The organism is Actinophytocola xinjiangensis (assembly GCF_001921215.1).
GTDB classification, from domain to species: Bacteria; Actinomycetota; Actinomycetes; order Mycobacteriales; family Pseudonocardiaceae; genus Actinophytocola; species Actinophytocola xinjiangensis.
This window is the reverse complement of record NZ_MSIF01000001.1, coordinates 184,230-201,746: the sequence shown is the minus strand read 5'-3', so window position 1 is coordinate 201,746 and position 17,517 is coordinate 184,230. Positions and strand designations below refer to the sequence as shown.

Below are 17,517 nucleotides of genomic sequence, written 5' to 3'. Positions count from 1 at the left end.
GGCACGCGTGAGTGATCGTCGTGCCCGTGGGGCTCAGCCGCTGACGAGCGGCAGCAGGTTCGGCCGCCACACCCCGTCGTGGGCGCGGCCGGCGGTCAGGCGCTCCTCGGGGACCTGGCCGTAGGTCGTGGTGCGCTGGCGGGCCGGGCGACCGGCCGAGGCCGCCAGCGCCTCCAGATCGGCGATCGTCTTGTAGCTGCCGTTCTCCGAGCCGGCCATCCGGCTGATGGTCTCCTCCATCAGCGTGCCGCCCAGGTCGTTCACACCGCCGCGCAGCACGTCCACGACGCCACGCTCGCCCAGCTTGACCCAACTGGTCTGGATGTTGTCGATCCGGCCGTGCAGCAGCAGCCGCGCCAGCGCGTGCACCGCGCGGTTCTCCAGATGGGTCGGGCCGGGGCGGGCGATGCCGGCCAGGTACAGCGGCGCGTTGGTGTGCACGAACGGCAGCAGGACGAACTCGGTGAAACCCCCCGACCGCGCCTGGAGGTCGCGGATCAGCTTGAGGTGCGCGACCCAGTGGCCAGGGTTGTCGACGTGGCCGTACATCATCGTCGAGGTGGTCGGCAGGCCGACCTCGTGGGCGGTGGTGACGACCTCGATCCACTGCGCGGTCGGCAGTTTGCCCTTGGTCAGGATCCAGCGCACGTCGTCGTCGAGGATCTCGGCGGCGGTGCCGGGCAGCGAGTCGACGCCGGCCTCCCTGGCCGCGGTCAGCCAGTCGCGGATCGACAGGTTCGTCCGGGTCGCACCGTTCACCACCTCCATCGGCGAGAACGCGTGCACGTGCAGGTCGGGCGCCTCGCGCTTGACCCGCGCCGCGATGTCGAAGTACGCCGAGCCGGGCAGGTCGGGGTGGATCCCGCCCTGCATGCAGACCTCGGTGGCGCCAACACCCCAGGCCTGGGCGGCGCGCTGGCCGACCTGGTCGAGGGAGAGCGTGTACGCGTCGCTGTCGGTGCGCCGCTGGGCGAACGCGCAGAACCGGCAGCCGGTGTAGCAGACGTTGGTGAAGTTGATGTTGCGGGTGACGACGTAGGTGACCTCGTCGCCGACCGTGTCCCGGCGGATGTCGTCGGCGAGCGCGGCCAGCGCGGTGATCTCCGCGCCTTCACCGGCCGAGAGCAGCGTCAGGGCGTCGTCGTCGGACAGGCCGGCGGGGTCGGCCTCCGCGCGCAGCAGTGCGGCGGAGAACTCGTGGCGCAGCGCGCCGGCCGGCCCGGGCGCGGCGACCGTCGGCATGGCGGCGACCTGGGCACGCAGGGACTCCCAGTCACCGTAGACGGAGTCGAAGTCGTCGCGGCGGTCGGTGGTGCGGCCCTCGGTGTCGATGGCGGTGTTCAGGTCGGTGCGCCCGGTGGCGACCAGCGCGACCTCCGGCTCCTGCCACGGCCGGCCGGCCAGGACGGCGCCGGGCGCGGCCAGGCCGGTGGCCGGGTCGGCCAGCGCGGCGACGTGCCCGGCGACCCGCGGGTCGAGCCACGGCTCGCCGCGCAGCACGTACTCGGGGTAGATCGGCAGCCGCTCGGCCAGTGTGAAGCCGGCGGCGGCGGCGTGCCGGGCCAGGGTCTCCTCCTGGGGCCAGGGCCGCTCGGGGTTGACGTGGTCGGGGGTCAGCGGCGACACCCCGCCCCAGTCGTCGATGCCGGCCCGCAGCAGCAGGTCGAACTCGCCGCCGATGAGGTTGGGCGGTGCCTGGAGGCGCATCTTGGGGCCGAGTACCAGCCGGGCGACGGCGACGGTGGCGGCGAGTTCCTCCAGGGTCGCGTCGGCCATGCCGGCCATCGCGGTGTCCGGCTTGGCGCGGAAGTTCTGCACGATGACTTCCTGGATCGAGCCGTACTGCCGGGCCACGCCCCGGATCGCGAACAGCGAGTCGACCCGTTCGGCCAGGGTCTCGCCGATGCCGATGAGGATGCCGGTGGTGAACGGCACCGCGCTGCGGCCGGCGTCCTCCAGCACGCGCAGCCGCACCGCCGGCTCCTTGTCGGGCGAGCCGTAGTGCGGGCCGCCCTTGTCCGACCAGAGCCGGGTCGCGGTGGTCTCCAGCATCATGCCCATCGACGCCGACACCGGCTTGAGCCGCTGGAAGTCGGTCCAGGTCAGCACGCCGGGGTTGAGGTGCGGCAGGACCCCGGTCTCCTCCAGGACCTTGATCGACATCGCCCGGACGTAGGACAGCGTGTCGGGGTAGCCGGCCTCGTCGAGCCACTCCCGCGCGGCGCTCCACCGGTCCTCGGGGCGGTCGCCGAGGGTGAACAGGACCTCCTTGCAGCCCAGTTCGGCGCCCTGGCGGACGAGGTCGAGGATCTCGTCCTCGCTGAGGAAGGCCGCCGGCACGCGGCCGGGGACCGTGGCGAAGGTGCAGTAGTGACAACGGTCCCGGCACAGCTTGGTGAGCGGCACGAAGACGCTGCGGGAGTAGGTGATCACCCCAGGGCGTCCGGCCTGCTCCAGTCCGGCGTCGCGCACCCGGGAGGCGGAGGCCAGCAGGTCGTCGAGGTGGTCGCCGCGTGCGTGCAGCAGGGTCTCGGCCTCGGTGCGGTCCAGCACCACCCCGTCCCGTGCCCGGCGCAACGCCCGACGAAGTGCCGACTCGGTAGGCACGAAACCCTCGGTCACGGGCAATCCTCCTGGCGCGCGGATCGGTATGTCCCCAAGCTAGCGTTTCTGCTTCTCGACAACCGCGACCGGTTCTGGATCATTCCTCGCGGGCGGTTCCCACGCACGGCCGACCGGCTCACTGTTGAGCACGAGCCTGGTGGCGCCGCAGCCGCAGTGTTGGTAGTGGACCCAGCCATCGCTGGTGATGTGGCTGGACGTGGTGGTCCAGCGGTGTGATGCGGGCATGCCGGCAGTCTGCTGTAATGGCCTTGTGCATTTGAACCCTTACGGCGAGGATCCCGTCCGATTGGCGACCGACCTCACGTGGACGCCGCCGGCCACCGCCGGGGAACTGACCGACCGCTGCCGCGCCGCCGGCGTGGTCGCCGACCGCGCCGGCACCGAGCACGACCTCGCCGCCGTGCGCGCGTTCCTGGTGCGCTGGCTGGCGGTCGTCGACGCCACCGACCCCGCCCGACGGGCCGCGCTGCTCAACGACCTGCTCGCCGAGTCGTCCTCCTCCCCCCGGCTCACCGACCACGCCGGCACCGGCTGGCACCTGCACTTCCGCGGCGACGACCTGCCCCTGGGCGCGGTGCTGCGCGCGCTGATCAGCGTCGGCACCGCCCTGCACCTGACCAGCCGGGGCATGGACCGGCTCGGCCGCTGCGCGCTGGCCGACTGCGCCCGGCCCTACGCCGACTTCACCCGGGGCGGGCGCCAACGCTACTGCTCACCGGCGTGCGCCAACCGCGACGCCGTACGCCGCCACCGCGCGCGGGCCGCCGGCTGACCCGGATCCACCCCGGCCGGCCGCCCAGGCGAAATAGAATCCACCCGATGTCCCCGCGAAGGTCCAAGACCGGACTCACCCAGCAGGAGCGCAGCGCCGCCATGCGCGGGCGCCTGCTCGACGCGACCGTCGAGTGCCTCGACCGGTTCGGGTACGCGGCGACCACGACCACCCGGGTCACCGAACTGGCCGGCGTGACCCGGGGCGCGCAGGTCCACCACTTCGCCACCCGCGCCGACCTCATCGCCGCCACCGTGCGGCACCTGATGGCGATGCGCACGGAGCTGGCGGCCGAACGGCTCGACGCCGTCCGCGAGGCGGCCGACCCGCTCGACGCCGCGCTGGACCTGCTCTGGGAGGTGCACCACCAGCCGGTCCGGTTCGCCACCCTCGAACTGTGGATGGCGGCGCGCACCGACCCCGACCTCACGGCGGTCGCCGCCGAGGTCGAACCGGCGGCCCGCGAGGCGGTGGCCGAGTTCGTGCTGACGGTCGTGTGCGGGACCGACACCGGCACCGATGCCGACCGGGAGCGGTTCCGGCGGGTGGTCAACACCGCGATGTACGCGGTGCGCGGGGTGCTGTTGTCCGAGATCCCGGTCTCGGACACCGCCGCGCTGCGGGAGCGCTGGCGGCACGCGAAGGCCGACCTGCGGCTGATGCTCGACGCCGTGCTCGCTCAGTCCTCGGCGCCCATCAGCGGCGCCAGGTAGCCCAGGGCGAAGGCCCGCACGGCCGCGTCGGAGTCCAGCGGGATGGCGCCCTCCGGCATGAGCGTGAACGAGATCGCCAGCCGGACGAACACCTCCGCGACGCCCTCCGGGGTGCGCCCGGCGGCCGGGCGGGGCGCGTCGGGCGCCTGCTGGACCAGGAAGTCCCGCGCCCCGGCGACCACGAGGTGACCGTTGGTCGTCAGGTAGGGCAGCAGCGCCTCGGGGTCGGAGGCGAGCAGCCGGTTGAGCAGCCGGTCGGCCCTGGCGTGGCGCACGCCGACGACGAAACCCTCCACCAGCCGCTCCCGCGCGCCCTCGACACCCTCGACGGCGTCGGCGATGGCGGCGAAGAACCGCCGCGACTCCCGGACCAGCACGGCCTGAACGAGCGCGTCCTTGCCGACGAAACGCCGGTAGAGCGTGGCCCGGGAGACTCCGGCCCGGCGGGCCACGACGTCGACGTTGGTCCGCCGCAGGCCGTAGGTCAGGAACTCCTCCAGCGCCGCGTCGATGATCGACTCGCCGACCGTGTCGGTCTCCGGGCCGTTGAGCACCAGGTCCAGGAGGTTCACCGGCCCGATGGTCCCACCCCGGCCCGCCGGTAGCCCGCCCGAGCACGTTCGGTGTAGCGCAGCCTCGGCGGCACGACCCGCCAGGCCGTGGCGACCGCGCGGCGGAAGTGGCGGTGCCAGCGCTCGTCGCGTTCGGTCCACCGCTCGCCGATCAGGTCGCGGACCGGCGGCGGCAGCGTGCCGACCGCGATCCACCACAGCGGCTTGGCCGAGGGCTTGCGCACCAGCCTGTACAGCGGCGCCGGCAGCAGCGGGAAGGTGGCCGGCGGTTCCTTGGCGAACTCGATCAGCCCCCGGGCCGCCGGGGTGATCACCAGTTCCTCGCGGCACATCCGGTCGAAGTAGTCCTCGAAGGCGGCCCAGTCCGGCGGCACGATCCGGTCACTGACGCCGTAGGCGCGGAACACCTGGCGCGTCTCGGCGTAGAGGCTCTCCTTCTCGGCGTCGCTCATCGGGTGGTCGAACAGGTCGATCATCCGCAGCAGCGCGTCGAAGATGGTGGCGTGGGCCCAGAAGAAGACGTCGGGGTCCAGCGCGTGGTAGCGGCGGCCCTGACCGTCGACTCCCTTGATGTGGTGGTGGTACTCGCGGATCTGGCGCGCGGTGGCGGCGCCGTCGGGCCAGTCGAAGGTGACGCCCTGGATCTGTGGGACCGACCGCAGCACCCGCTCCCACGGTTCGTTGAAGAAGTCCGAGTGCTGCTCGACGCCCGCGCCGAGGCCGGGGTGCATGAGCTGCAGCAACCCGGCCTTGACCAGCATCAGGTAGCCCCGGGTCTCCCCCGCCCACCGCCAGTGCAGCGATCCCGGTCCCGGGATCTCGACCTCGACCCGCGCGTGCTCGCTGGTGGTCACGTCCACTCCCCCGCCACATCGATCACCGAGTCAATGAGACATTCTTGAATCTTTGTATCACATGATCATCAAGTGGTACAGCGAAAGACCGGTTTGGGCTCTTCCCGGTGACCGGTTCGCGGCCTAGCGTCATCACATGGAGCTTGAGCTACGGCACCTGCGGGTGGTCTGTGCCGTCGCCGAGAGCGGCAGCATCACCAAGGCCGCCGCGCGACTCGGGCTCGCCCAACCCGCGCTCACCACACAGCTCGGCCGCATCGAACGCGCCCTGGGCGGTCCGCTGTTCCAGCGCGACCGGCGCGGCACCCGGCCGACCCCGCTCGGCGAACTGGTCCTCGCCCGCGCCAAGGTCCTGCTGCCGGCGGTCGAGGACCTGCGCGACGAGGCCGTGCGACTGTCCGGGATCGACCCGGCGACCCTGCGCTGCCGGATCGGCTCGACCGGGAACTCGATGGTCAGCGGGCTGGTCAGGCTGCTGTCGGAGGACCAGCCGGAGGCCACCGTCATCCCGCACACCTCGTGGTCGGCCCAGGAACTGGTCGACAAGGTCGCCGAGGGACGGCTGGACTTCGCGGTCATCGGCATCTGCGGGGACATGCAGCCGCCGGCCGAGCACGGCCTGGAGTGGCGGCTGATCGCCGTCGACGCGGTCGGCGTGCTGCTGTGCGACGACCACCCGCTGGCCGGCGGGGCCGAGGTCGATCTGGCCGACCTGGCCGACTCGCGCTGGGTCGCCGCCCCCGGCGAGGGCTGCTTCGGCGAGTGCTTCGCCACCGCCTGCGCCCGCGTCGGGTTCACCCCGAAACCCATGTACGAGACCGATCTGCGGGTGTGCATCGACCTGGTGGAGGGCGGTCAGGCGGTCGCGCTGGCGCAGCCGACGTTCCGCGAGCTGTCGGACATGCGGGCCTACCCGCTGGCCGGCGCGCCGCTGCGCTGGCGCCACCTGCTCGGCTGGCACCCCGAGGCGCCAGCACAGGCGGTGGCCGCCAAGGTCCACCAGTACGCGATGGCCGCCTACACCGACTCGTTGCGCCACAGCCCGAACTACGCCCGCTGGCTGGCCGCGCACCCCCGGTTCGGCGCCCAGGAACACTCACCGGCCTGACATAAGCCCGGTGGTATGGCCCAGCTGATATGTCCCCAATGGTCAACTTCCGTTCTAGCGTTTCCCTTGTTGATCCACCCTGCACCGGTTGTCAAGGGAGACACGGAACATGGATCGAAGACTCCAATCGGGAATCCTGGCCGCGGCCATGGTCGCCGGTCTGGCCACCGCCCTGGCGGTGCCGGCGGCAGCGGCCCCGCCAGCTCAGGACAGCACCACCGCGGCGGCGAACCCGGGCATGCTGGCCGCGGCCGCCGAGTACCTCGACGTCACCGAGGACCAGGCCCGCACCCGGCTGGCGAACGAGGCTCGGGCGAGCCAGAACGATCTCCAACTGCGCAAGGACCTTGGCGAGCGCTACGCCGGCGGCTGGCTGACCGGCAACGGCGACACGCTGGTCGTGGCGGTGACCGACGAGGCGGCGGCCAAGGAGGTCCGCGGCAGCGGCGCGACGGCCAGGATGGTCGAACACTCGGTGGCCGACCTGGACGCCGTGCGGTCCATCTTGGACTCGAAGCGGGCGTCGGTCCCGGCCGGCGTGGCCAGCTGGTACGTCGACGTCACCACGAACTCGGTGGTGATCAACGCCAGCTCGCCGGCGGCGGCCTGGTCGTTCGTGCGGGCCAGCGGCGTCGAACGGGACGCCGTGCGGGTCGTGCGCTCCGCCGAGGCACCCCGGCCGCTGATCGACGTGGTCGGCGGCAACCCCTACTACATCGGCGCCGGTACCCGCTGCTCGATCGGCTTCTCGGTCAACGGCGGGTTCGTCACCGCCGGCCACTGTGGACAGACCGGGGCGACGACCTCGCAGCCCACCGGTCAGTTCGCCGGGTCGAGCTTCCCCGGCAACGACTACGCGTGGGTACGGGTCGCGGCCGGCAACACGATGATCGGCGCGGTGAACAACTACGCCGGCGGCCGGGTGGCGGTCCACGGGTCGCAGGACGCGGCGATCGGCGCGACCGTGTGCCGCTCCGGGTCGACCACCGGGTGGAAGTGTGGCGCCATCCAGGCCCGCAACTCGTCGGTGACCTACCCGCAGGGCACCGTCTCCGGCCTGATCCGCACGACCGTGTGCGCCGAACCGGGTGACTCCGGTGGCTCGCTGCTGGCCGGCAACCACGCCCAGGGCGTGACCTCCGGCGGCTCGGGCAACTGCTCCAGCGGCGGCACGACGTACTTCCAGCCGGTCAACGAGATCCTGCAGGCCTACAACCTGACGCTGGTCACCCAGGGTGGCGGCGACCCCGACCCGCCCGGCGGCGACTGTGACGACGCCGAGCAGACCGGGTCCGGCACCCTCACCTCGGGTGCCAGCGCCTACCAGCCCAACGGCAGCTACTACGTGTCCAACGCCTCCGGTACGCACACCGGGTGCCTGGACGGGCCGTCGGGGACCGACTTCGACCTGTACCTGCAGAAGTGGAACGGCTCGACGTGGGCGAACGTGGCCAGTGGGACCACGCCCAACGCGGACGAGACGCTGACCTACAACGGGACGTCCGGGTACTACCGGTACCAGGTGCATGCCTACAGCGGCTCCGGCCAGTACACGCTGGGTATGACCAGCCCGTGATCCGGCGATGTCGCGGAGTACCTGGGTAGCAGGGGGACTCCGCACCGCCACCCTGGCCGCCGTCGCCACGCCATTCCCCGCCCGGCGTGGTGACGGCGGCCAACTCTTCGTCCTGGTGTCAGCTGCCGTAGTCGTAGAAGCCGCGGTTGCTCTTCTTGCCCAGCAGGCCGGCGTCGACCATCCGCAGCAGCAGCGGCGGCGGGGAGTACAGCGGCTCCTTGAACTCCGCGTACATCGACTCGGCGATCGCCTTGGTGGTGTCCAGGCCGATCAGGTCGGTCAGCGCGAGCGGACCCATCGGGTGCGCGCAGCCCTGGACCATGCCGGTGTCGATGTCCTCCGGGGAGGCGAACCCGGACTCCAGCATGCGGATCGCCGAGAGCAGGTAGGGCACCAGCAGCGCGTTGACCACGAAGCCGGCGCGGTCCTGGGAGCGGATGACCTCCTTGCCCAGCTTCGTCTCCACGAAGGACTTGGCCCGCTCGCCGGTCTCCGCGCCGGTCAGCAGCGAGGGCACCAGCTCCACCAGCTTGAGCACCGGCACCGGGTTGAAGAAGTGGATGCCGATGACCTGCTGCGGGCGCGAGGTCGCCATCCCCAGCTTCATGATCGGGATGGACGAGGTGTTCGACGCGAAGATCGCGTCCTGGTCGGTGACCGCCTTGTCCAGCCCTGTGAACACGTCGGTCTTGAGCTGCTCGTTCTCCGCGACCGCCTCGACCACCAGCTGGCGGTCGGCGAACTCGTCGAGGTCGGTGCTGAACCGGATCCTGGCGACCGCCGCGTCCCGCTCACCCTCGTCGAGCTTGCCGTTGCGCACGGCCCGCGCGAGGGACTTCTCGATCCTGGCCTGGCCGGCGGCCAGCGCGGTCGCGTCGACCTCGTTGACCACCACGTCCAGCCCGGCCCGCGCGCAGACCTCGGCGATACCCGAACCCATCAGGCCGCAGCCGACGACGCCAACCCGCTCGATGTCCGACAACCCCAACTCCTCCATCACACGTTCCGCCGGTACTGCCCGCCGACCTCGAAGAAGGTCTCGGTGATCTGGCCCAACGAGCACACCCTAGCCGCGTCCATCAGCTCGCCGAAAACGTTCGAGCCGCTCGCGACCGCCTCCCGCAGCCGGCGCAGCGCCTCCTGGGCGGGCTCGGCGTGCGCGGCGCGGAACTCGCGGGTGCGCTCGACCTGGGAGCGCTTCTCGTCCTCGGTGGCCCGCGCCAGCTCGATCACCGGCGCCTCCTCGGCGTTCTCGGCGCTGGGCTGGAAGGTGTTCACCCCGATCAGCGGCAGCGACCCGTCGTGCTTGCGCTGCTCGTAGAGCATCGACTCGTCCTGGATGCGGCCGCGCTGGTAGCCGGTCTCCATGGCGCCCAGGACGCCGCCGCGCTCGGAGATCCGCTCGAACTCGGCCAGCACCGCCTCCTCGACCAGGTCGGTCAGCTCGTCGATCACGAACGAACCCTGCAACGGGTTCTCGTTCTTCGACAGGCCCCACTCCTTGTTGATGATCAGCTGGATGGCCATCGCGCGGCGCACCGAGCTCTCCGTGGGGGTGGTGACCGCCTCGTCGTAGGCGTTGGTGTGCAGGGAGTTGCAGTTGTCGTAGAGCGCGCACAGCGCCTGCAACGTGGTGCGGATGTCGTTGAAGTGCATCTCCTGGGCGTGCAGCGAGCGCCCGGAGGTCTGCACGTGGTACTTGAACTTCTGCGACCGCTCGTTGGCGCCGTAGCGCTCACGCATGGCCACCGCCCAGATCCGCCGCGCGACCCGGCCGATCACGCTGTACTCGGCGTCCAGGCCGTTGGAGAAGAAGAACGACAGGTTCGGCGCGAAGTCGTCGATGTCCATGCCGCGCGCGAGGTAGGCCTCGACGTAGGTGAACCCGTTGGCCAGGGTGAAGGCCAGCTGGCTGATCGGGTTCGCCCCGGCCTCGGCGATGTGGTAGCCGGAGATCGACACCGAGTAGAAGTTGCGGATCTTGTTGGCGATGAACCATTCCTGGATGTCGGACATCATCCGCAGGGAGAACTCGGTGGAGAAGATGCAGGTGTTCTGGCCCTGGTCCTCCTTGAGGATGTCGGCCTGCACGGTGCCGCGCACGTTGGCCAGGGTCCACGCGGTCAGCTCGGCGCGCTCCTCGGCCGAGGGCTCGCGGCCCTGGTCGAGGACGAACCGGTCGACGGTCTGGTCGATCGCGGTGTTGAGGAAGAACGCCAGGATCGTCGGCGCCGGGCCGTTGATCGTCATCGACACCGAGGTGGACGGCGCTGTCAGGTCGAAGCCGTCGTAGAGCGCCTTCATGTCCGCCAGCGTGGCGATGGAGACGCCGGAGGTGCCGATCTTGCCGTAGATGTCGGGCGGGGTGTCCGGGTCGTGCCCGTAGAGGGTCACCGAGTCGAACGCGGTGGACAGCCTCGTGGCGGCCGAACCCTCCGACAGGTAACGGAAACGCCGGTTGGTGCGGAACGCGTCGCCCTCGCCGGCGAACATCCGCGCCGGGTCCTCGCCCTCCCGCTTGAACGGGAAGACGCCCGCGGTGAACGGGAAGTAGCCCGGCAGGTTCTCCTTGCGCAGGAAGCGCAGCAGCGCGCCGTCCTCGTCGTCGGCGGGCAGCGCCACGCGTGGCACCCTGGTGCCGGACAGGGTTTCCCGCCACAGCGCGGTGTGCAGCTCCTTGTCCCGCACGCGGACCACGAGCTCCTCGCCGGCGTAGTCCTTGGCCAGCGCGTGGTGGCGCTCCAGCAGCTCGGCGCTGTCGCGCTCGACGCGGTGGCGGGCCTGGGCGACCAGCTCGTCGATGCCGGCGGTGTCCGAGCCGGCGCGCTGGAGCGCGAGGCTGGCGGTGGTGAGCGCGTCCCGCTCGCGCACGGCGGCGACCTGCTCGTCGGTGTGCCGGTGGTAGTCGCGGACGGTCTCGGCGATCTCGGCGAGGTAGCGCACCCGCTTGGGCGGCACGACGGTCGCCGCGCGGGTGGAGACCCGGCCCTCGACCGCGCCCAGCGCCGGCTCGCCGACGGGCAGACCCCGGTCGGCGAGCACGTCGCGCAGGTGGTGGTAGAGCGCGGTGACGCCGTCGTCGTCGAAGGTGGCCGCGCTGGTGCCGTAGACCGGCATGTCCTCCCAGGAGGAGCCGAACGCCTCGCGGTTGCGTACGAGCTGGCGGGCGACGTCGCGGCGGGCGTCCTCGGCGCCCCGGCGCTCGAACTTGTTGATCGCCACGACGTCGGCGAAGTCCAGCATGTCGATCTTCTCCAGCTGGGAGGCCGCGCCGAACTCCGGGGTCATCACGTACAGCGAGGTGTCCACGTAGGGCACGATCGCCGCGTCGCCCTGGCCGATGCCGGGGGTCTCCACGATCACCAGGTCGTTGCCGGCCGCGCGGGCGGCTGCGATGGCGTCGGTGAGCCCGGCGGGCACCTCGCTGCCGGCGCCCCGGGTGGCCATCGAGCGGAAGAACACCTGGTCGCCGTCGAGGGTGTTCATCCGGATGCGGTCGCCGAGCAGTGCCCCGCCGCCGCGCCGGCGGGTCGGGTCGACGGCGATGACCGCGATCCGCAGCTTGTCCTGCTGGTCCACGCGCAGCCGGCGGACCAGTTCGTCGGTGAGCGAGGACTTGCCGGAGCCGCCGGTGCCGGTGATGCCCAGGACCGGGACCTGGCGGCGCGCGGCGGCCTCGCGGATCCCGGCGAGCGTGTCGTCGGGCAGCCGGCCGGCCTCGATCGCGGTGAGGACCCTGGCCAGCGCGTCCTGGTGGCCGCTGAACAGGGCCTCCAGCGGGGGTTGCGGCCGGGCGGCGAGGTCGGTGTCGCAGGCCTGGACCATGGTGTTGATCATGCGGGCGAGGCCGAGGTGCTGGCCGTCCTCCGGGGAGAAGATCCGGGCGACGCCCCGGGAGTGCAGCAGGTCGATCTCCTCGCGGACGATCACCCCGCCGCCACCGCCGAAGACCTTGACGTGCCCGGCGCCGACCTCCTCCAGCAGCTCCACCAGGTAGCTGAAGTACTCGACGTGGCCGCCCTGGTAGGCGCTGATCGCCACGCCCTGGACGTCCTCCTGGACGGCGGCCTGGACGACCTCGCGCACGGAGCGGTTGTGCCCGAGGTGCACGACCTCCGCGCCCTGCGACTGCAGGATCCTGCGCATGATGTTGATCGCCGCGTCGTGCCCGTCGAACAGGCTGGCGGCGGTGACGAACCGGACCGGGTGCTCGGGGCGGTACAAGGCGGCGTTGCTCATAAGAATAGTTTGATGTCCTACTTTCGTACGTGCAACCATTGTGGTCCAGGTCTCGCCCGATCGAGCACGTTCACGTAAGGGACCTGCGATGATGTCGCCGTGATCCCCGAGTCGGTACGCAGGATGCTGGACGACGACCTCGCGTCGAGGTCACTGGGCATGTCGCTGGTCGAGGCAGGACCCGGCTCCGCCGTGGTCTCGATGACCGTCACGGCGACCATGGTCAACGGGCACGGGATCGCCCACGGCGGCTACCTGTTCCTGCTCGCCGACACCACGTTCGCGTGCGCCTGCAACAGCCACGGACCGGTGACCGTGGCGGCCGGCGCCGACATCACCTTCGTCACCTCCGCCCGGCTGGGTGACGAACTGACCGCCAGGGCCACCGAACGGGTGACCTATGGCCGTAGCGGCATCTACGACGTCACGGTGACTCGCGGTGACGAGGTGGTCGCGGAGTTCCGTGGCCGCAGCCGCACCCTGCGCTGAGCGCCCGGTCCGAACGCAAACACGACAGGAACCCGCCAGAACCTCGCCAGTCCCCGGCCAAGCCCGAGCGTTCCCGTCACGCCGACCGAGTTACCCGGTGTCATCACGTTCGCCAGCCGACACCAAGGACGGTGCCCCATGACCGAGGACCACGAACCCCGCGTCTTCGTCACCTACGCCCACGACTGCGCCGAGCACGTCGACCTCGTGCTCCGGTTCGCCACCCTGCTGCGCCGCGACGCCGGCGTCGACGTGCACCTCGACCAGTGGTACGACGACGGCCCGCGCGACTGGTCGGCGTGGGCCGGTGACCAGATCCGCGAGGCCGACTACATCCTCGCGATCGCCTCGCCCGCCTTCCGGCTGCGCACCGAGGGACTCGCCCCCCGGGGCGAGGGCCGCAACGTCCAGTACGAGGCGGCGCTGATCCGCGACCGGCTCACCCGCGACCTGGCCACCCAGACCCGGCGGATCCTGCCCGTGGTGCTGCCCGGCCGGTCGGTCACCGAACTGCCCACGTTCCTGCGCCCGCACACGACCACGCACTACCGGGTCGAGGCGCTCACCGTGGACGCCGCCGAGCACCTGCTGGCCGCGCTGCGCGGCGTCGCCCGTGTTCCGCTGCCCGAACGCGGCGGATCTCAGGACAGGGCAAGGAAGATCGCGCCGCCGACGAGTGGACCGAGCAGCGCGCCGGCCAGGACCTGGCCGACCGTGTGGTCGGTGACCTCGACCCTGGACCAGCAGACCAGGGCCACCAACGGGACCAGCAGCAGCAACCACGGCCCGTAGAGGAAGACCACCATCGCCGCCGCTCCCCCGGCGACCGCCGCGTGCACCGAGATCTTCCACCAGCGGGTGATCACCAGGCAGGCCACCAAGGTGCAGATCATCGCCCAGGCCAGGGCGACGACCGCCTCCGGCGCGTCGAACAGGAGCATCACGCCCATCCCGACCAACGCGGAGACCAGGCACATCAGCAGCGGGAACGTGCGCTGCTCGCGGTCGCGCACCCAGTGCCCGTCCCAGCGTCCCCGGCGGGCGCCGTGGACCAGGAACGCCATCGGCACGACGCTGTAGAACACCGCCACCAGCACACTCCAGCCGACGGTGGCGCCCAGCGCCCCGCCGGTGGCGTGCCAGGCCACCGCGAGCGGCAGCAGGATCACGACCACCGCCGGGGACAGGGCCTCGGTCACGATCCGCGCGAGGCGACTAGGGTCCATGGAACGCGATCATGCCAAGGCTAGGAGCATGCCGATGAAGCCAGGTGATCTCGCCCCCGACTTCGAGCTGGCGGACCAGACCGGCACGGCCCGCCGGCTCTCCGCCCTGCTCGCCGACGGTCCGCTGGTGCTGTTCTTCTACCCCGCCGCGATGACCAAGGGCTGCACGGCCGAGAGCTGCCACTTCCGTGACCTGGCCGCCGAGTTCGCCGCCGTTGGCGCGAGCCGGGTGGGCATCAGCCCGGACGCGGTCGGCAAGCAGCAGGAGTTCAGCGACAAGCACTCGTTCGACTTCCCGCTGCTGTCCGATCCGGACGGGACGGTCGCCAGCCAGTTCGGGGTGCGGCGCTCGTTCGGGCCGCTGCTGACCCGGCGGCAGACCTTCGTCATCGACACCGACCGCAAGGTCCTTGAGGTGGTCAAGAGCGAACTGCGGATGGCGGTGCACGCCGACCGGGCCCTGGAGGTCCTGCGGGCCCGGCCGGCCTGAGCTGTCAGGGAGCTTTCTCGATCGTGTCCTCGGGCACCGGCTGGTCGGTGCGCAGTGCCTCGAACATCCGGCCGGCGCGGTCCTCGTCCCACAGCACGACCGCACCGACGTCGGTGCGTTGCGAGCCGCCGATGGGCACGGTGGTCGACAGCGTGCTGCCGTCGCTCGCGCCGCCGATGGCGAACGCCAGGCCCGGCAGGTGGTGCAGGTGGTCACCCTCGTCGACGGTCACCGCGTCCGGTGCGTTGGACAGCACGGGGATCAGCTTGAAGGGGTTGAGGAACGTCCCCGGGCTGGCGATCTTGTCGGTCAGCGCGCCGATGAACTCCCGCTGGTGCACGACCCGGTCGAAGTCGGCGCGCGGGGTGGCGCGGGTGCGCACGTAGCCCAGCGCCTGCGCCCCGTCCAGTTCCTGGCAGCCGGCCTGGAGTTTCAGCCCGGCGAGCGGGTCGTCGATCGGTTCCTTGACGCACATCTCCACCCCGCCGACGGCGTCCACGACGTCGACGAAGCCACCGAGTCCGACCTCGACGTAGTGGTTGAGCCGCAGACCCGTGTTCAGCTCGACGGTCTGCGCCAACAACTTCGGTCCACCGGAGGCGTAGGCGGCGTTGAGCTTGTTCATGCCCTTGCCGGGAATCTCCACATAGGAGTCGCGCATCAGGCTGATCAGCGTCGGCTTGGTGTCGTTGTCCGGGATGTGCAGCAACATCATGGTGTCGGTGAGCTTGCTGGTCGGCGCGCCGGTCGACAGCTCAGCGCGCTGCTCCTCGGTCAGCTCCTCGCGGCTGTCCGAGCCGACGATCAGCCAGTTGGTGCCCGCGCCCTCGGCCGGGCGGCCGGGGTAGTCGGCCAGTGCCTCGATGCGGTTGAGCGACATGTCCAGCCACAGCCAGACACCGCCGATCCCGAGCAGCAGGACGATGAAGAAGATCAGCAGCTTGCGGCCGAAGCGGCGCCGCCGTGGCGGCCGGGGAGCACGCGGTGGCGCGCCGAAGTCCTCCGGCGGCGGCCCCTCGTTACGGCGGTCGTAGCGGTCCCTTGGCGGCGGCCCCGCCTGGTAGGGCTGGTCGACCGGGGGGATCGGCAGCGCCCTGGTCTCGTGGTAGGCCGGGCGCCGGCGCTGCCCCGGTGGTGGTCCCGGTGGCGGGCCGTAGCCCGGTCCTCGGTTGTGCTCGGGGCGCCGAGGGCCGCCCTGGTAGCCGTAGCTCATCTCCCCAACCTTCCGTCGTCTCCCAAGACGTGGGGGCCGCCAAGGAGGTTGCGCGACACCGTACGAGACGTCACTCAGAGCACCACCCTCAACCCACCCGGCGACGGCTTGGCCAGTGCACTCGCGATGACATGATCCATTTCGGTCACGTCCAGCACACCCAGCGTGAACGAACGCACCAGCGAACGCCACTCCCGTTCGCGGCGCAGCATCGCGTGGGTCTCGTCACGGATCTCGAACCGGCACGTGCGGTCGGTGACGTCCTTGGCGCGCAGCGCGTAGGCGTGGGACAGACGGGGTTCGGTGACGGTGTCGCGGGTGCCGTGCGCGATGAGCACGGCGCGTCCGGCCAGGTGTGCCACCGGGTCGCCGGACGGCGTCCACGGCGCCAGCGCGCACACCCCGACCACCTCGGGCTCGCCGCCGACGCGCAGGGCGACCCGCCCGCCCATCGAGTGCCCGACCAGTACGACGGGCACGCCGGGGTGGTGGCGCCGGATCCGGTCGAGCGCGGCGCGGGCGTCGGCGACCGGGTCCATGGCGTCGCCGTTCCAGCCCCGGAACCGGTAGCGCAGGGCGAACACCCCGATCCCGGCGCGGCGACCGGCCCTGGCCAGGTCGTGGGCGAAGGGCAGCATCCGCAGGTAGGCGGGGCGCAGCCGGTGGGCGGGTTCGGTGCTGGTCTCCTGGCCGCCGTGCAGGACCAGCACGATCGCCGTCGGGTCGGCGGAGCCGAACGCGCGCAGCGCGGGGCGGCTCACGCGCCGTCGACCAGTCGCGCGACGCCGTCGAGGATCGTGGCGAGGCCGAAGTCGAACGAGTCCACCCAGGTCGAGTTCTCGTCGCGCCAGAGCGCGGTCAGCGCGGGGAAGCGCCGCTGGTCGAGGTGGCGGTCGAGCAGGGGCGCGTACTCGGCCCAGAACTGTTCGTCGGACTGTCCGCCGCCGCGCTGGGCGGCGGCGGCCTCGATGCGTTCGCGGGCGACGCCCTGGGCGTACCTGGTGACCAGTTCGACCACGGCCATCATCTGCCCGCTGTTCAGGCCGATCCCGTCGACGGCGGCGAGCACGGCGTCCAGCGCGGTGGCCTGGTTGGGTCCCATGGCGCCTCTGGTCAGCGAGGCGCGCAGCAGCCAGGGGTGGCGCAGGTAGCCCTCGACGCTGAGCCGGCCGTAGCGCTCCAGGCCGGCGCGCCAGCCGCCGGTGGTGAGGTCCATCGGCAGGTCCTCGCCGGTGACGGCGTCGAGCATCAGGTCGTGCAGCTCGGCCTTGGACGGCACGTAGCGGTAGAGCGACATGGTGCCGACGCCGAGCGCGTCGGCGACCCGGCGCATGGACAGCCCGTCCAGGCCCTCGGCGTCGGCGACCTCGATGGCCGCCGCGACGATCTGGTCGAGGGTGAGCCCGGGTTTGCGGCCCCGGGTCGGCGCCGGTTTGGTGCCCCAGAGCAGTTCCATGCTGCGCGCGACGGCGGCCGACCCGCCGAAGCTGGCCGAGGTGTCGCCGCTGGTGTCGCCGCTGGTGTCGCCGCTGGTGTCGCTGCTGGTGTCGCTGGTTGTCCTCATCGCGCACCCATCGTAGGGAATGGAATTTGCGTACATCGCACCCACTTGTCTAGAGTTCGCGTACACTGTACCCATT

Annotated in this window: 15 protein-coding genes and 1 pseudogene; 7 read left to right on the top strand and 9 right to left on the bottom strand. The window is 71.4% G+C overall.

All coding sequences use genetic code 11. The annotated features are described in order from the left end of the window. Nucleotides 1–33: 33 nt before the first annotated feature. Nucleotides 34–2,622, bottom strand: a complete 2,589-nt coding sequence (locus tag BLA60_RS00995; protein WP_245811781.1) for a bifunctional FO biosynthesis protein CofGH — start codon at nucleotides 2,620–2,622, stop codon at nucleotides 34–36. A 289-nt stretch (nucleotides 2,623–2,911) separates the two neighbouring features. Here BLA60_RS00995 and BLA60_RS00990 point away from each other — a divergent pair, with 289 nt between their 5' ends. Continuing rightward, entirely contained in the window at nucleotides 2,912–3,397 is a 486-nt protein-coding gene (locus tag BLA60_RS00990) for a CGNR zinc finger domain-containing protein (protein WP_245811780.1), read from the top strand. Between the two features lie 47 nt (nucleotides 3,398–3,444). Further along, nucleotides 3,445–4,110 carry a TetR/AcrR family transcriptional regulator gene (locus BLA60_RS00985; RefSeq protein ID WP_245811779.1) on the top strand — a complete coding sequence of 222 codons (666 nt, stop codon included), beginning with the start codon at nucleotides 3,445–3,447 and terminating at the stop codon, nucleotides 4,108–4,110. Here BLA60_RS00985 and BLA60_RS00980 read toward each other — a convergent pair. Further along, a complete protein-coding gene (locus BLA60_RS00980) occupies nucleotides 4,077–4,682 on the bottom strand; it encodes a TetR/AcrR family transcriptional regulator (RefSeq protein WP_211288549.1) in 606 nt (201 codons plus the stop codon). The two genes, BLA60_RS00985 and BLA60_RS00980, sit on opposite strands and share 34 nt — an antisense overlap. After that, nucleotides 4,679–5,536, bottom strand: a complete 858-nt coding sequence (locus BLA60_RS00975) for an oxygenase MpaB family protein (protein WP_154814040.1) — start codon at nucleotides 5,534–5,536, stop codon at nucleotides 4,679–4,681. Before BLA60_RS00975 ends, BLA60_RS00980 begins: the two co-directional genes overlap by 4 nt. Nucleotides 5,537–5,672: 136 nt before the next feature. Here BLA60_RS00975 and BLA60_RS00970 point away from each other — a divergent pair, with 136 nt between their 5' ends. Next, a complete protein-coding gene (locus BLA60_RS00970; RefSeq protein ID WP_075130749.1) occupies nucleotides 5,673–6,644 on the top strand; it encodes a LysR family transcriptional regulator in 972 nt (323 codons plus the stop codon). 109 nt (nucleotides 6,645–6,753) lie between these two features. Beyond that, nucleotides 6,754–8,220, top strand: coding sequence for a S1 family peptidase (locus BLA60_RS00965; RefSeq protein WP_075130748.1), 1,467 nt, complete (start codon nucleotides 6,754–6,756; stop codon nucleotides 8,218–8,220). A 118-nt stretch (nucleotides 8,221–8,338) separates the two neighbouring features. Here BLA60_RS00965 and BLA60_RS00960 read toward each other — a convergent pair whose 3' ends face one another. Together BLA60_RS00960 and icmF are read right to left on the bottom strand one after the other, a co-directional pair. Then, nucleotides 8,339–9,202, bottom strand: coding sequence for a 3-hydroxybutyryl-CoA dehydrogenase (locus BLA60_RS00960; RefSeq protein WP_211288548.1), 864 nt, complete (start codon nucleotides 9,200–9,202; stop codon nucleotides 8,339–8,341). 14 nt (nucleotides 9,203–9,216) lie between these two features. Continuing rightward, complete coding sequence (gene icmF, locus BLA60_RS00955; protein ID WP_075130746.1) at nucleotides 9,217–12,459, bottom strand: fused isobutyryl-CoA mutase/GTPase IcmF; 3,243 nt, start codon at nucleotides 12,457–12,459, stop codon at nucleotides 9,217–9,219. A 123-nt stretch (nucleotides 12,460–12,582) separates the two neighbouring features. Between icmF and paaI the strand changes: the two genes are divergently transcribed. Continuing rightward, on the top strand, nucleotides 12,583–12,948 hold the full coding sequence (gene paaI / locus BLA60_RS00950; protein ID WP_075131420.1) for a hydroxyphenylacetyl-CoA thioesterase PaaI: 366 nt from the start codon (nucleotides 12,583–12,585) through the stop codon (nucleotides 12,946–12,948). Between the two features lie 138 nt (nucleotides 12,949–13,086). Beyond that, nucleotides 13,087–13,488: pseudogene (locus tag BLA60_RS45190) on the top strand (SEFIR domain-containing protein); the annotation flags it as partial. 101 nt (nucleotides 13,489–13,589) lie between these two features. Here the strand turns inward: BLA60_RS45190 and BLA60_RS00940 are convergent. Next, nucleotides 13,590–14,174 carry a hypothetical protein gene (locus BLA60_RS00940; RefSeq protein ID WP_075130744.1) on the bottom strand — a complete coding sequence of 195 codons (585 nt, stop codon included), beginning with the start codon at nucleotides 14,172–14,174 and terminating at the stop codon, nucleotides 13,590–13,592. Between the two features lie 34 nt (nucleotides 14,175–14,208). Between BLA60_RS00940 and BLA60_RS00935 the strand changes: the two genes are divergently transcribed. Further along, the gene (locus tag BLA60_RS00935) at nucleotides 14,209–14,664 is read left to right on the top strand and encodes a peroxiredoxin (protein ID WP_075131419.1); all 456 of its coding nucleotides are present in this window, start codon (nucleotides 14,209–14,211) and stop codon (nucleotides 14,662–14,664) included. 4 nt (nucleotides 14,665–14,668) lie between these two features. Here the strand turns inward: BLA60_RS00935 and BLA60_RS00930 are convergent, their stop codons facing one another. The 3 genes from BLA60_RS00930 to BLA60_RS00920 all read right to left on the bottom strand — a co-directional run bounded on the left by BLA60_RS00930 (nucleotide 14,669) and on the right by BLA60_RS00920 (nucleotide 17,441). Then, the gene (locus tag BLA60_RS00930) at nucleotides 14,669–15,877 is read right to left on the bottom strand and encodes an LCP family protein (protein WP_075130743.1); all 1,209 of its coding nucleotides are present in this window, start codon (nucleotides 15,875–15,877) and stop codon (nucleotides 14,669–14,671) included. 74 nt (nucleotides 15,878–15,951) lie between these two features. Beyond that, entirely contained in the window at nucleotides 15,952–16,638 is a 687-nt protein-coding gene (locus BLA60_RS00925; RefSeq protein ID WP_075130742.1) for an alpha/beta hydrolase, read from the bottom strand. Further along, nucleotides 16,635–17,441, bottom strand: coding sequence for a TetR/AcrR family transcriptional regulator (locus tag BLA60_RS00920; protein ID WP_084734512.1), 807 nt, complete (start codon nucleotides 17,439–17,441; stop codon nucleotides 16,635–16,637). The genes BLA60_RS00925 and BLA60_RS00920 overlap by 4 nt, the downstream gene beginning before the upstream one ends. Nucleotides 17,442–17,517: the final 76 nt, after the last annotated feature.

Excerpts from the sequence above, each read along its gene's own strand:
- BLA60_RS00985 (WP_245811779.1), top strand. The coding sequence starts at position 3,445 with ATGTCCCCGCGAAGGTCCAAGACCGGACTCACCCAGCAGGAGCGCAGC.
- BLA60_RS00970 (WP_075130749.1), top strand. The coding sequence starts at position 5,673 with ATGGAGCTTGAGCTACGGCACCTGCGGGTGGTCTGTGCCGTCGCCGAG.
- BLA60_RS00965 (WP_075130748.1), top strand. The coding sequence starts at position 6,754 with ATGGATCGAAGACTCCAATCGGGAATCCTGGCCGCGGCCATGGTCGCC.
- icmF (WP_075130746.1), bottom strand. The coding sequence starts at position 12,459 with ATGAGCAACGCCGCCTTGTACCGCCCCGAGCACCCGGTCCGGTTCGTC.
- paaI (WP_075131420.1), top strand. The coding sequence starts at position 12,583 with ATGCTGGACGACGACCTCGCGTCGAGGTCACTGGGCATGTCGCTGGTC.
- BLA60_RS00940 (WP_075130744.1), bottom strand. The coding sequence starts at position 14,174 with ATGGACCCTAGTCGCCTCGCGCGGATCGTGACCGAGGCCCTGTCCCCG.
- BLA60_RS00935 (WP_075131419.1), top strand. The coding sequence starts at position 14,209 with ATGAAGCCAGGTGATCTCGCCCCCGACTTCGAGCTGGCGGACCAGACC.
- BLA60_RS00930 (WP_075130743.1), bottom strand. The coding sequence starts at position 15,877 with ATGAGCTACGGCTACCAGGGCGGCCCTCGGCGCCCCGAGCACAACCGA.
- BLA60_RS00920 (WP_084734512.1), bottom strand. The coding sequence starts at position 17,441 with ATGAGGACAACCAGCGACACCAGCAGCGACACCAGCGGCGACACCAGC.